This window comes from Streptomyces bambusae, from assembly GCF_020532645.1.
GTDB lineage: Bacteria > Actinomycetota > Actinomycetes > Streptomycetales > Streptomycetaceae > Streptomyces > Streptomyces bambusae.
In genome coordinates this window covers 122,277-136,245 of the sequence record NZ_JAJAUZ010000017.1, presented here as the reverse complement: position 1 = coordinate 136,245, position 13,969 = coordinate 122,277, and the positions used below count along the sequence as shown (strand labels likewise).

Below are 13,969 nucleotides of genomic sequence, written 5' to 3'. Positions count from 1 at the left end.
TTTCGCAACACCCCCTAACCGGCAAGATCCGAAAGAGACGACCTAGGCGGGGACCGCCAGCTCCGCCAGGACGGAGCGGGCGACGGACGTGCCCGCGCGCTCCTGGGCCTCGGCGGTGCCGGCGCCCAGGTGCGGGGTGACGGTCACGTTGTCCAGGGTGAACAGCGGCGACCAGGGGCACGGTTCGCGGTCGAAGACGTCGAGGGCCGCACCGGCGATCCTCCCGTCGACCAGCGCCGCGTGCAGCGCCGCCTCGTCGACGATGCCGCCCCGGGCCACGTTGACCAGCAGCGCCGACGGCTTCATCCGCGCGAACTCCGGCGCCCCGATCAGCCCGATGGTCTCCGCGGTCCTCGGCAGGTGCACGGTGACCACGTCGGCCCGGCCCAGCAGCTCGTCCAGCGACAGCAGCTTGACCCCCTCCGGGCACCGGTCGCCGAGGTACGGGTCGTGGGCCACGACGTCCATGCCGAACGCCGCCATCCGCTCGGCCACCAGCGTCCCGATGCGGCCGAACCCGACCACCCCGAGGGTCTTGCCGGAAAGCTCGATGCCGGTGAACCGGCTGCGCTGCCACTGCCCCTGCTTCAGGGCGTGGCCCGCGGGCTGCACGTTGCGGGCGGCCGCCAGGATCAGCGCGCAGGTCAGCTCGGCCGCGGAGACCACGTTGGCGGTGGGCGCGTTGACCACCGAGACGCCCCGGCCGGCGGCCTCCCGGACGTCGATGTTGTCCAGGCCCACCCCGGCCCGGCCGACCACCCGCAGCCGGGGCGCGGCCCGCAGCACCTCGGCGTCGACCGTGGTGGCGCTGCGGACGAGGAGGGCGTCGGCGTCCGCGACGGCGGCCAGCAGCGCGGCGCGGTTCCGGCCGTCGCAGTGCCGCACCTCGACTCCGGGGCCGAGCGCGTCGAGCGCTGCGGGGGAAAGGGCATCGGCGACGAGCACGACGGGCCTGGCGGTCATGGCGGTTCCTGATTCCTGGTTCATGGTGCTTGGTTCTCCGGTGACGGGAGGGGTGGCGCGGGGGCCGGAGTCGCGGGCCGGGGCCGGGGCCGGGGCCGGTCAGGCCGCCATGGCCTGCGGGTGGCCGAGGCCGCCGACCGGCTCCGGTGCGGCGCCGCGGTGGGTGCGCAGGACCTCCATCGCGGGCTCCCACGTATAGGAGAAGCGGCCGTCCGGGGAGGCTGCGGAGGGGCGCAGCAGGTACGCCTCCACCAGCTCTTCGAGGAGGGTCTCGGCCCGGTGCTCGCCGGTGCCGAGGAGCGCGGCCGCGGCCGCGGGGGAGAGCCGGTCCGGGCCGGCCGCGGAGAACAGGGTGCCGAACGCGGACCGCACGTCGGCGGGCAGCCGGGCGAGGGACCGGTCGAGCCGGGCCCGGGTGCCGAGCGGGTCCTCGTGGGCCTTCGCGGACTCGGTGATCCAGCCGATCGCCTGCCGGGCCGCCCAGTGCGGCCGCAGCCGGAGCTTGGCGGCGATGGCGAGGAGCGCGCCCGGCAGGCCGTGGCACAGCCCGGCCAGCCGGCGGACCCCGTCGGGTTCCATGGTGATCCGGTGGTCGGCGACCGCGGCGGTGAGGATCCGGACGCAGTCGTCCATCGGCAGCCGGTCCAGCTCCACCTCCTCGGTGGCGGAGGGGACGAACAGCCGGCGCCGGCTGCCGATCAGCGCGCCGCAGCCCTTGCCGGACGGCAGCAGCAGCGCCAGGTCGGCCGGGTCGGTCACGTCGTCGAGGACCACCAGCAGCCGCCGGTCAGCGGTCCACGTGCGGAACATCAGGCCCAGGTCGGTCACGTCGGACGGCAGCTGCCCGTCGGTGGCGCCGAGCCCGCGCAGGAAGGAGCGCAGCACCGTCGCCCGGTCGACCGGCCGGTTCTCGGCGTCCAGGAGGCGGCCGAACAGCCGGCCGTCCGGGTAGTGGCGGCCGGCCTGCTCGGCGGCGTGCAGGCACAGTTCGCTCTTGCCGGAGCCGGGCGGCCCGTGGACGACGACCACGGGACGGCCCGCCGCCCGCGGGGTGAGCGCGCCGCTCAGCCGGGCCAGCTGCCCGCGGCGGCCCACCAGGTGGCCCTGCGGCGGCGGGAGGTGCGAGGGCGCCTGCACGACGGCCGCGGCCGGTGCGGGGCGGGCGGCCTGCGGGGCGGCGGGCCCGGCGGCGTGCAGCAGCGACTCGTCGGAGTTGAGGATCGCGGTGTGCAGGGCCTGGAGCTCGGGCGAGGGGTCGAGTCCGAGTTCGTCGGCGATCGACTCCCGGGCGCTCTGGTAGACGCGCAGGGCGTCGGCCCGCCGGTCGGTGCGGTACAGCGCCAGCATCAGCTGGCGCTGGGTGTTCTCGTTGGTGGGTTCGCGGGTGGCCAGGGCGGTCAGCTCGCTCAGCACCTCGTGGTGCCGGCCCAGGTTGAGGTCCGCGTGGATGCGCAGGTCACGCGCACCGCTGTACAGCTCGTTCAGCCGCAGCGCCTCGGACTCCAGGACCGGGCCCTTGCGCACGTCGACCAGCGCCGCGTCCCGCCACAGGGCCAGGGCCGTGGCGACGGAGTCGCGGGCCCGCAGGTACTGGCCGTCCTGGAACTCCTTGCGGGCCCGGCGGACCAGCGGTTCAAAGCGGAACGCGTCCACGTGCTCCTCGGGCAGCCGCAGCTGGTAGCCGCCGTCGACAGTGCTCAGCGCAGGCCGGCCGGCATCCGCCCGGACCGGGCCGCCGCCCCGGGGGCTGCCCAGCCCGAACCGCTTGCGGATCTGGTAGACGTACGTCTGCAGGGCGGTGCCGGCGCTGGCCGGCGGGTTGTCCGCCCACAGCTCCTCCACGAGCCGGCCGGACGGCACGACCCGGTTGGCGTTGAGTGCCAGCACGGCGAGGATCTGCCGCACCTTCTGGGCGGCCGGGGCGGAACTGTCGGGTTCTCCGGCGGCGTAGACCTCGAACGGCCCGAGAAGATTGACTCGCATGGGTTTCTCCCTCGTGCGCGGATGACGTGGTGCTCGGAACCGGGCCCGGAGCCGGGGTCAGAGCGGTGCGCCGGCTGCGGAGCGGAGTTCGTCGGCGAACTGCTGCCAGCTGCGGGCGTACGCGGCGGCGAGGCGGGCCACGGCGGGTGTGCAGTGCGGGGGCAGGCCGGCGGCGAGCGCCTCCGCGTCGTGGGTCAGCGCTGCGCCGGCCTCCAGCAGCCGCAGGACCGTGCGGCCGGGCTCGCCGAAGCGCAGCGAGGGGTCCCGGCGCAGCCGGCGGTGCAGCTCGGCCGGATCGGGGCTCCGCGCCTCGGTCTCCGGCGGGGCCGGAGTGTGCGGCGGGACTGAAGGGTCGGGGCTCTGCCCCGGTCCCCGCGCCTCGGTCGCCGGCGGGGCCGGAGGCTGGGCCAGCCGGTCTCGGACCGCGGCGACGGTGGTCGGGGAGACGCCTGCCTGCCGGGCTATGTGGCGTAGTGAGGCGCCCGGGTTCTCCCGCAGGAGGGCCGCGGCCCGTTCCCGGCCGCGTGCGGGGTCCACCGGCCTGGCGCGGCCGTCCCGGCCCAGCCGTTTGGCGTCGGGGGCGGGCGGGCCGGCCAGCCGGCGCCGGATTTCGGCGGTCTTCCTGCCGGACAGTCCGGCGGCGGTGGCCACCGACCGGTCCGACCAGAGGGGGTGCAGTGCGAGCAGGCGCTCGGCGGTTTCGGTGCGACCCTGCATGGTCGGCAGCGGGCTGTCGGTCATGTCCGTGGCCTCTGCGGTCGGCGGTCGGGCGGCTGTGGCGGGTTACTGCCAGCCGGCGTCGGCACTGTTGGTGACCGACATCCGCGGGACCGGCTGCTGCCAGCCCGCGTCCGCCTGGGCCGGTGCCTGCGGCGCCGGGTCGGTGGCCGCCGCCGCCCCGAGGGCGATCGCCAGGACCGCCGCGACAGAAGCGGCAAAACGGGCAGCGCGGAGCATGGTGTTCGTCATCGTGGTTCTCCCCCGTGGAGTGTGTTCCGTCGGCCCCTGTTCGAGCCGATGCCTGATCCTCGCCTCGGTCGGGGGGTGGGCGAAAGGGGGAGCGGGAGGGGCAGAGTGGTCATGTCCGCATGTGGACACGACGAGGGTCCGGATGTGGACAAGGCAGAGGTCAGACGCCCCGGACGTCACTCCGCAGGCTGCGGTCCCAGGGCCACCGAAGCCGACCGCAGCTGCCACTCCCGCAGTGCCGGCCGGCTGTCGACGGCCGCCCACCAGGCGACGCGGGCGGCCGACTCGGCCAGCTCCGGCGCCGTGGATTCGAGGTAGATCCCGACGACCGGGTCCGGCAGGGCCGCCGGGTGCGCCGTGGCGTGCAGCACGCGGGTCCGGTGCGGCGCCGCGTCCGTGACCGCCACTGCCGTGTCCCACGGCAGCGACATCCCGTCCGGGTGCGGCGCGAGCCGGACGTGAACCAGGTACAACATGCGACCTACCGGAAGGAAAGGGACATCACTGCCGGGCCGGTGCGCTGCGGGAGGTGCCGAGCGACCTCCGTCACAGCCCCCCACGGGCCTTTCATGTAATCTCCGAATTGTTATTGCTTTGTGTACGTCGGACTGCATGTCCAGGGGGAAACCACGTGCTTTCTGGACTCGGTGTCGATGAAGTCGCAGAGGTCGTGTACCGGACGATGCTCGCCCGCCCGGAAGGCGGTATCCCTTCCTGGTCCGAAGAGCTCGGTCTCCCGGAGAGCGAAGTCCGCGCGGCACTGGACCGGCTGAGCGGCCTGGCGCTCGTACGGCACTCCGCCGAGGACACCACGCGGGTGCGTCCCGTAAACCCGCTGCTGGGGCTGGAAGCCCTGCTGGCCAAGGAGCAGGCCGAACTGGCGGCCCATCAGCTGCGGGTCGAGGCCAGCCGGGCACGGGTCGCCGAAACGATGGCGCAATTCGCGGACCGCTATGCGGCGGGGGCCGGTTCGGGATTCCAGTACGTCCCGGGTGTGGACGCCATCAGGGAGCAAATCGAAATCCTCACGAACCAGGTGCAGGAAGAGTTCTTGACGTTCGCGCCCGGCGGCCCCCAGACGCCGGAGAACATGGCCGCGTCCCGGCCGCTCAACCGGCGGCTGCTGGGCCGGGGAATCCGGATGCGGACCGTGTACCTGGACAGCATCCGGCGCGACCAGCCCACCGTCGCGCACGCCGAATGGCTCGTGGCCCACGGCGCCGAGATCCGCACGGTCCCCTCGCTGCCCAACCGCCTCATCCTGGTGGACCGGCGCACCGCCCTGATCGCCACGGACAGCCGGAACACCGGCGCGGGTGCCGTCGTCGTCGAGAACCCGGGCACGATCGCGCTGATCGCGGCGCTCTTCGAGTCGGTGTGGCACTCCGCCCAGCCGCTGGGCGAGCGCCCGAAGCAGGGGGAACAGGAACTTTCCCGGCATCAGGCGGAGGTGCTCCGGCTGATGGCGCAGGGCCTGACTGACGATGCGATCGCACACCACCTCTGTGTTTCGACGCGGACGGTGCGCCGGACCATCTCCGGTTTGCTCACCGAGCTCGACGCCCGGAGCCGATTCCAGGCCGGTGTGCAGGCGGTGCGACTGCGGCACCTGCCCGATGCCGGCGAGTGAAGAGCGGCGTGGATCAAGGTACTTCATCGCCCGCGTGTCCAACTGAGCACGGCGGGCGGTTGGACGCCCGGCCCGGCGGCGCCCCGGGAGCACCGCGGGCTTGAGTTCCGCTTGAGCCGGTCTGGAATCGGCGGTGCCACAGTCGCTCCATGGTTCAAAGGCATGCCGATAAGGCGCTGATCGAGCGGGTCGGGCAGATCCGTGCCGGTCTTGCGGGAACTCCCCTGTTTCCGCTGGCCGATGACGCACTCGACATTGTCGCCAAGCTGGAGTTCTGTAATCCGACGGGAAGTACCAAGGACCGTTCGGCGCTGTGGATACTGGAGCGGGCGATCGGCCGGGGAGAGATCCTTCCCGGCACCACCGTGGTGGAATCCTCCTCCGGGAATTTCGCCCTCGCCCTGGCGTTCTACTGCCGGCTCCTCGGCATTCCCTTCGTTCCGGTCATCGACCCCAACTGCAACAAGGCCACGGAAGACCACCTGCGGAAACTCTGCGGGCGCGTGGAAATGGTCTCCGAGCGGGACACCGGCGGCGGATACCTGAAGACCCGGCTGGCCCGGGTCCAGGAACTGCTCGCCGAACCCGGCCACGCGTACTGGCCCAACCAGTACGCCAATCCGGACGCGCTCGACGCGCATTACCTCTTCACCGCGGGCGAACTGATCAAGGACGCGGGCGCCATCGACTACCTGTTCGTCGGGGTGAGCACCGGAGGCACCATCGCCGGCGTCTCCCGCCGGGTGAAGGAGGTCTTCCCGCACTGCACCGTGGTGGCCGTCGACACCGAAGGATCGGTGATCTTCGGCGGACCGCCGAAGAAGCGCCGGATCCCCGGCATCGGGTCCAGCATCGTGCCGCCGCTGTGCCGGGAAGCCCTGATCGACGAGGTCGAGATGGTGCCCGAGTTCCGGGCGGCCGAGGCCTGCCACGAACTCTTCGCCCGCTACGGCCTGTTCGCCGGCGGCTCGACCGGCAGCATCTACGCCGGCATCCAGAGCTACTTCGCCCGGAACCGGCCCGTGGGCCGCCGCCCGACCGTGGCCTTCCTCGCCGCCGACCGCGGCCACGCCTACACCCAGACCATCTACAACCCCGAGTGGCTTCAGGAGCTGCGCGCGGAAGAGGCGTTCGCCTCCGCCCCGGCGTGGACCCCCTGGCCGCAGACCGAAGGAGACCTGCTCACGTGCACGCCCTGACTCCGCCGGCCATGACGGTCATCGACGCGGCGGACGTGGCCGCGGAGATCGACGGCAGCCGCCCCGAGATCCTGGCCGCGGTCCGCGCCGCCTACCTGGCGCACGACGCCGGCCAGAGCTCCAACCCGCACAGCTCGTTCCTGCGCTTCCCCGACCGGCCGCGCAACCGGATCATCTCCCTCCCGGCCTACCTGGGCGGCGAGTTCGACGTCGCGGGCAACAAGTGGATCGCGAGCTTCCCGGACAACACCCGGCAGCACGGCATCCCGCGGGCCTCGGCGACCCTGATCCTCAACGACTGCACCACCGGCTACCCGTTCGCGTGCATGGAGTCCTCGGTCATCTCCGCCACCCGCACCGCGGCCTCCGCGGTCCTGGGCGCCGAGGTGCTGGTCGGCGAGCGGCGGGCCCGCCGGGTCGGCGTCGTCGGCACCGGCCTGATCGCCCGGCACGTGTGGAAGTTCCTGCGCGACCTCGACTGGGAGATCGGCGCCTTCCGCCTCTTCGACCTCGACCGGTCCGCCGCGGAACGCTACGGCCGCGCCCTCGGCCAGGACACCGGCGCCGGCGCCGAGATCGAGATCGAGATCGCCGATCGCATCGGGGACGCCTTCACCGACTGCGACCTCGTGGTGCTGACCACCGTGGCCGGCGAGCCCCACCTGCACGACCCGCAGCTCCTCGCCCACGCCCCGGTCGTCCTCCACCTGTCGCTGCGCGACCTGGCCCCCGAGATGGTCCTCGCCGCGCAGAACTTCACCGACGACGTGGACCACGCGGTGCGCGAGCGCACCTCGCTGCACCTGGCCGAGATCCAGGTCGGCCACCGCGGCTTCGTCGACGGCACCCTCGGCGACCTCCTCACCGGCCGCCTCACCCGGGAGCCGGGCCGGCCCGCGGTCTTCGCGCCGTTCGGGCTCGGCGTCCTCGACCTGGCCGTCGGCAAGTGGGTGCACGACCGGGTGGTCGCGGCCGGCAAGGGCCACCGCGCGGACGCCTTCTTCACCGGTGCGGAGGCCTGAGCATGAGCACCACCGACCGCTGCGTGGTCGTCGTCAACCACGAGGAGCAGTACTCGGTCTGGCCCGCCGGCCGCGACCTGCCGGCCGGCTGGGCCCGGGTCGGCGACCAGGGCACCCGGCAGGAGTGCCTGACCCGCATCGAGGAGCTGTGGACCGACATGACCCCGGCTTCCGTACGCCGCTCCCTGGCGGCCCGTACGCCCGGGGCGGGTACGACCGGGGGGCGCGCGGCCGGGGCCCGTACGACCGGGGCCCCCGCGTGATGAGCAACGGGACCTCCGCCGCGCCCGCCGGCGCCGCGCAGCGGTGGCTGCGCGGCCCGGGCGGACGGGAACACACCGCCCGCCACCGCCTGTTCGTCTTCCCGCACGCCGGCGCCGGGGCCTCCTCGTACCGGCTGGCCGGGCACTTCCCGGAGACCGTCGAGGTCTGCTCCGTGCAGCTGCCCGGCCGGGAGAACCGGTTCGCCGAAGAGCCGCTGCGCTCCGCGGACGCAGTCGTCGACGCGCTGGCGCCGCTGATCGGGGACCGTACGGACCTCCCGTACGCCTTCTTCGGGCACAGCATGGGAGCCCTGCTCGCCTACGAGGTGACCCGCCGGCTGCGGGAGACCGGCGCCCGGCTGCCCGACCGGCTCTTCCTGTCGGCGCTGCGCGCCCCCCACCTGCCCGACCGGGACCGCAGGCACCACCTGCCCGACGCCGAACTCCTCGCCCTGCTGGCCGGATCGGAGCTCGGCGGCCTGGACCCCGAACTCCAGGAGCTGCTGCTGCCGATGGTGCGCGCCGACCTCACCGTGTGCGAGACGTACGAGCACCGCCCGCAGCCGCCGCTGCCCGTCCCGTTCACCGTGTTCGGCGGCACCGCCGACGACACCGTCCACGAGTCGGAACTCGCCGCCTGGCACCCGTACACCTCCGCCGGCTTCGAGCTGCGGATGTTCCCCGGTGACCACCTCTACGTGCGCAGCGCGGAGCGGCAGCTGGCCGAGTCGATCGTGCACACCCTCCCCGCCTGGGGCCAGTGACCCCTGCCGGGGCCGAGAAAGGATCAGTCATGCCGCCGACCACTCTGGTCGCATTGTGGGAGCAGCGGGTCGCGACGGCCGCTGACTCGATCGCCGTCGTCGCCGGCGACGACCGCGCGAGCTACGCCGAACTGGACCGGCGCGCCGCCGCGGTGGCCGCCGCCCTGCGCCTGCGCGGGGTGGGCCCGGAGTCGCTGGTCGGCGTGTGCCTGGGCCGGTCGGCCGACATGGTGGCGGCCCTGCTCGGCATCCTGAAGGCGGGCGCCGCCTACCTGCCGCTGGACCCGGCCTACCCGGCCGACAGGCTGCGCCACATGCGCACCGACTCCGGCGCCCGTCTCGTGCTCTGCGACGCGCCCCACCGCGCGCGGGCCGAGCAGGCCCTGGGCGACGGCACCGAGATCCTGCTGGTCGAGGACCTCGCCGCCGGGAGCGAGGCGGGCCCGGAGACGGCGGAGACGGCGGTGACCCCGGAGACGGCGGTGACCCCGGAGACGGCAGTGACCCCGGAGACCGCGGTGACCCCGGTGACCCCGGTGACCGCGGAGACTCAGGAGACCGCGGCCGTCGCCGGCCCGCAGAACCTGGCGTACGTCATCTACACCTCCGGCTCGACCGGACTGCCCAAGGGCGTCGCCATCGGCCACGCGGCCATCGCCTCCTTCCTGCAGAGCGTCGCCGAGCGCCCCGGCCTGTCCGCCGGCGACCGGGTCCTCGCGCTCACCCCGCTGTCGTTCGACATCTCCACGCTGGAGCTGTTCCTGCCGCTGACGCTCGGCGCGACCGTCGTCATGGCCCCGGCCGCCGCCAACACCGACCCGGATGTCCTGGCCGCCGCCATCGAGGAGTCCGGCGTGACGGTGGTCCAGGCAACCCCGACCACCTGGCGCATGCTCGTGGCCTCCGGCTGGCGCGGCGGCCGCGGCCGGGTGCTGCTGTCCGGCGGCGAACCGCTCGACGCCGGCCTCGCCGCCGACCTGCTCGCCACCGGCGGCACCCTGTGGAACCTGTACGGCCCGACCGAGGCCACCGTGTGGGCCACCGCCGCCCGCATCGCCACCGCGGGCGAGCGGGTCACGGTCGGCGGCCCGCTGTCCAACACCCGCGTGTACGTGGTCGGAGAAGACGGCCGGGAGGTGGTGCCCGGCGCCACCGGCGAGCTGTGGATCGGCGGCGAAGGGGTGGCCCGCGGCTACCTCGACCGCCCCGCGCTGACCGCCGACCGCTTCGTCCCGGACCCCTTCGGCGGCACCGGCGAGCGTCTGTACCGCACCGGCGACCTGGCCCGCCGGGCCCCCGACGGCGGCCTGGAGGTGCTCGGCCGCACCGACCACCAGATCAAGCTGCGCGGCTTCCGCATCGAACTCGGCGAGATCGAGGCCGCCGTCCGCAGCCACCCGGCGGTCGCGGACGCCGCGGTCGTCGTCGACCGGGCGGCGGCCGGCGGCCCCCGGCTGGTCGGGTACGTCGTTCCCGCCGGCCCGGCCCCGGACGGCCTGCCGGCCCGGCTGCGCGACCACCTCGCCGCGCAACTGCCCGGCCACATGGTCCCGCAGGCCTACGCGGTCCTCGACGCGCTGCCCCGCACCCCCGCCGGCAAGACCGACCGCAACGCGCTCGACGGCGTCCCGTACGAGCGGATCCGCGCGGCCGCCGGGCAGCCGGCCGGGGAGCCGGCCGGGAAGGCCGGATACGCCGGGTACGCGGAGCTGCCGGCCGCGACCGAGGCCGTCCGCCGGGTCTGGGGCGAGGTCCTGGGCCTCGACGACGTCTCCCCGCACGACGACTTCTTCGGGCTGGGCGGGCACTCGCTGACGGCCGTCCGCGCGGTGACCCGGCTGAGGCAGGAACTCGGCGCGGCCGTCGACGTCCAGGCGGTCTTCGCGCACCCGACGCCCGCCGGGCTCGCCGCGGCGCTCGGCAGCCTGCCGGCGGCCGACGACCGGCCGATCCGCCCGGGCTCCGGCGCCGGGGACGGAGCGGGGCTTTCCTTCGGCCAGGAACGCATCTGGATCTTCGAGCAGCTGAACAGCGGGACCCCCGCCTACCACCTGCCGCTCGTCCTCGCCTTCCCTGGCGGGCGCGCCGACACCGCCGCGCTCGAAGCGGCCCTGACCGCGCTGGTCGGCCGCCACGAGGTGCTGCGGACCGCGCTGCCCACCGTCGACGGCCTGGTCGCCCCCGTGGTGCGGCCCGCGGTCTCGGTGCGCCTCGGCCGCACCGAGAGCACCGAGGAGGCGTTGGAAGCACTGCTCACGGAACGGATCCGTGCTCCCTTCGCCCTCGACGAGGCGCCGCTGCTGCGCGCGGACCTGATCCGTACCCCCGACCGGGACCTCCTGCTCCTCACCCTCCACCACATCGCCTCGGACGGCACCTCCCTCGACCTCGTCGTCAGGGAACTCGGCGACCGCTACGCCCGGCTCACCACCGGCACCGGCACCGGCACCGGCACCACCACCGGGCCCGAGCAGCCGCCGCTGCCCGTCCAGTACGCCGACTTCGCCCGCTGGCAGCGCGACCGCCTCACCGACGCCGAACTGGACCGCCTCACCGACTACTGGCGCCACCGCCTCGACGGCGTCCCCGCCCTCGAACTGCCCACCGACCGCCCCCGCCCCCCGATCGCAAGCCACCAGGGCCGCCGCGCCCTGTTCCGCATCCCCGCCGGCCTCGCCGACCGGGTCCGCGCCCTGTGCCGGGCCGAAGGCATCACCCTCTTCATGGGCCTGCTCGCCCCGCTCCAGGTCCTCCTCGGCCGGTACGCCGACGAAACCGACGTCGCCGTCGGCACCCTGGTCGGCGGCCGCCCGCGGCCGGAGACCGAAGACGTCGTCGGCTACTTCGTGAACACCGTCGTGCTGCGCACCGACCTGTCCGGCGACCCGACGTGGACCCAGCTCCTCGGCCGGGTCCGCGAGACCGCCCGGCAGGCGTACGCCCACCAGGACGTGCCGTTCGAGAAGCTCGTCGAGGAGCTGTGCCCGGCCCGCGACCTCAGCCGCAACCCGCTCTTCCAGGTGCTGTTCGCCCTCGACGAGGAGGCCCCGGCCGGCGTCCTCACCGAGGTGTACGACCGCAAGGAGCTGGAGGGACGGCTCGGCTCGGCCCGCTTCGACCTCGCCTTCGACGTCACCGACCACGCCGCGCACGGCGGCGACCTGTCCGTCTCCGTCGAGTACGCCACCGACCTGTTCGACCACGCCTTCGCCGAGCGGCTGGGCGGCCACTTCGTCCGCGTCCTCGACCGGATGACCGCCGACCGCACCGCCCGCCTGTCCGAGCTGGAGATCCTCTCCCCGCAGGAGCTGCGCGACCTGTCCCGCGGCACCCTCGCCGAGCCGCTGCCCGAGCCCGGCACCCTCGTGGGGATGTGGGACGCCCAGGTGCGGGCCACGCCCGACGCCGTGTGCCTGGTCGGCGGCGCCGGCGGCACCGAGGCGCTGACCTTCGCCGAGACCGACCGCCGGGCCGCCCGGCTGGCCCGGGTCCTGCGGGCCGCGGGCGCCGGCCCGGAGCAGCTCGTCGGCGTCTGCCTGGAGCGCTCCGTCGAGATGATCGTCGCCCTGCTCGGCGTCCTGAAGGCCGGCGGCGCCTACGTCCCGCTCGACCCCGCCCACCCCGCCGACCGGCTCGGACACCTCCTCGCGGACTCCGGCGTCCGGCTGGTCGTCGCGGACCCGGCGCACCGGTCGGCCGCACTGCTGCCCGACGGCCTCCGCATCGTCCCGCCCACCGGCCACGACACCGCGCCCGACGCGGAGCCCGAGCCCGAGCACGAGCCCGAGCACGAAGTGGGGCTGGAACCGCACCACCTCGCGTACGTCATCTACACCTCCGGCTCCACCGGCAAGCCCAAGGGCGTCGCGATCACGCACGCCAACATCACCGCGTTCCTGGAGTGGAACCAGCGGCTGTGCCGCCTCACCGGCGAGGACCGGGCGCTCCTCAACCACTCGGTGGCGTTCGACAACTCGGTCTGGGAGATCTTCCAGTGCCTGGTGTCCGGCGCCCAGCTGCACCTGGCGAGCTCCACCGCCGCGTACGACCCCGAGGCCTTCCTGCGCGAGCTGGCCGACCGCGGCATCACCACCCTCAACGCCACCCCCTCGCAGATGCGGATCCTGCTGGAGGCCACCGACGACCCGGCCGCCGGACTCGCCTCCGTGCGCCTGGTGTTCACCGGCGCCGAGGCCGTGCCGCACGACGTGGCGCGCCGCATCCTGGCCGTCACCGCCGACGGCTGCGAGGTCTTCAACGAGTACGGCCCCACCGAGGCGACCGTGACCTCCGCCTACTGCCCGATCACCGAGGACCTGATCGAGCGGCACGCCCACCGGCCGAGCGTCCCCTTCGGCCGGGCCACCGACAACGCCCGGCTGTACGTCCTCGACCCGCAGCTGAGGGCCGTCGTCCCCGGTTGCCGAGGCCAGCTGTACGTGGGCGGCACCGCCGTCGGCCGCGGCTACCTGGGACAGCCGGCGAAGACCGCCGACGCCTACGTGCCCGACCCGTTCGCCGACGAGCCCGGCGCCCGGATGTACGCCACCGGCGACATCGTGCAGCTGCTCCCCGACGGCAACCTGGTCTTCCTCGGCCGCAACGACCACCAGGTCAAGCTGCGCGGATTCCGCATCGAGCTCGGCGAGATCGAGTCCGTCCTGCGCACCCACCCGGCCGTCTCGGACTGCGCGGTCGCCGTCCGCCGATCCGGCACCGGCGTCGAGCAGCTGGCCGCGTACGTGATCCCCGACGCGGAGTTCACCGCGGCCGGGCTGCGCGCCCACCTGGCCGGCCGACTGCCGTCGTACATGGTCCCGCAGAGCTACACCGTGATCGACGAGATCCCGCTGAGCCCCAACGGCAAGGTCAGCCGGGAAGCGCTGCCCGAGCCGCGGGCCCTGGCCGCCGGGCCCGCCGCCCCGCGGGAGGCCACCGAGGAGCAGCTGCTCGTCATGGAGGTCTGGCAGCAGGTCCTCGGGCTCACCGGGGCGCTCGGCCCCGACGACGACTTCTTCGACGTCGGCGGCAACTCGCTGGCCGTCACCTCGGTCGCCGCCCGGCTGGGCGAACGGCTCGGCCGCCGGGTCTCCCCGGTCCTGGTCTTCCGCGCCCCGACCGTCGCGAGCCTCGCCGAAGCCCTTTCCGCGCCGTCCTGAACCGCCGCACCGCGCCG

General features: G+C 74.3%; 10 protein-coding genes and 1 pseudogene. 6 read left to right on the top strand and 5 right to left on the bottom strand.

Going from position 1 to position 13,969, the window contains the following annotated elements:
• Positions 1 to 54: 54 nt before the first annotated feature.
• The 5 genes and pseudogenes from LG634_RS14905 to LG634_RS14885 form a co-directional block, all read right to left on the bottom strand.
• Positions 55 to 963: pseudogene (locus LG634_RS14905) on the bottom strand (hydroxyacid dehydrogenase); the annotation flags it as partial.
• Positions 964 to 1,062: 99 nt separating this feature from the next.
• Positions 1,063 to 2,946 carry an AfsR/SARP family transcriptional regulator gene (locus LG634_RS14900; protein WP_226734263.1) on the bottom strand — a complete coding sequence of 628 codons (1,884 nt, stop codon included), beginning with the start codon at positions 2,944 to 2,946 and terminating at the stop codon, positions 1,063 to 1,065.
• A gap of 57 nt (positions 2,947 to 3,003) precedes the next feature.
• Positions 3,004 to 3,687, bottom strand: coding sequence for a hypothetical protein (locus tag LG634_RS14895; protein WP_226734262.1), 684 nt, complete (start codon positions 3,685 to 3,687; stop codon positions 3,004 to 3,006).
• Between the two features lie 42 nt (positions 3,688 to 3,729).
• On the bottom strand, positions 3,730 to 3,915 hold the full coding sequence (locus LG634_RS14890; RefSeq protein WP_226734261.1) for a hypothetical protein: 186 nt from the start codon (positions 3,913 to 3,915) through the stop codon (positions 3,730 to 3,732).
• Between the two features lie 176 nt (positions 3,916 to 4,091).
• Positions 4,092 to 4,391 carry a hypothetical protein gene (locus LG634_RS14885; protein WP_226734260.1) on the bottom strand — a complete coding sequence of 100 codons (300 nt, stop codon included), beginning with the start codon at positions 4,389 to 4,391 and terminating at the stop codon, positions 4,092 to 4,094.
• Between the two features lie 206 nt (positions 4,392 to 4,597).
• Here LG634_RS14885 and LG634_RS14880 point away from each other — a divergent pair, with 206 nt between their 5' ends.
• The 6 genes from LG634_RS14880 to LG634_RS14855 all read left to right on the top strand — a co-directional run bounded on the left by LG634_RS14880 (position 4,598) and on the right by LG634_RS14855 (position 13,952).
• Entirely contained in the window at positions 4,598 to 5,545 is a 948-nt protein-coding gene (locus LG634_RS14880; protein ID WP_226734259.1) for a helix-turn-helix transcriptional regulator, read from the top strand.
• Positions 5,546 to 5,694: 149 nt separating this feature from the next.
• Entirely contained in the window at positions 5,695 to 6,744 is a 1,050-nt protein-coding gene (sbnA, locus tag LG634_RS14875) for a 2,3-diaminopropionate biosynthesis protein SbnA (protein WP_226734258.1), read from the top strand.
• Positions 6,745 to 6,755: 11 nt separating this feature from the next.
• Positions 6,756 to 7,766: a 2,3-diaminopropionate biosynthesis protein SbnB gene (sbnB, locus tag LG634_RS14870; RefSeq protein ID WP_264203143.1), complete on the top strand. Its 1,011-nt coding sequence runs from the start codon at positions 6,756 to 6,758 to the stop codon at positions 7,764 to 7,766.
• Positions 7,767 to 7,768: 2 nt separating this feature from the next.
• Complete coding sequence (locus LG634_RS14865) at positions 7,769 to 8,029, top strand: MbtH family protein (protein ID WP_226734256.1); 261 nt, start codon at positions 7,769 to 7,771, stop codon at positions 8,027 to 8,029.
• Entirely contained in the window at positions 8,029 to 8,793 is a 765-nt protein-coding gene (locus LG634_RS14860) for a thioesterase II family protein (RefSeq protein WP_226734255.1), read from the top strand. The genes LG634_RS14865 and LG634_RS14860 overlap by 1 nt, the downstream gene beginning before the upstream one ends.
• Before the next feature lie 29 nt (positions 8,794 to 8,822).
• Entirely contained in the window at positions 8,823 to 13,952 is a 5,130-nt protein-coding gene (locus LG634_RS14855; protein ID WP_226734254.1) for a non-ribosomal peptide synthetase, read from the top strand.
• Positions 13,953 to 13,969 lie beyond the last annotated feature (17 nt).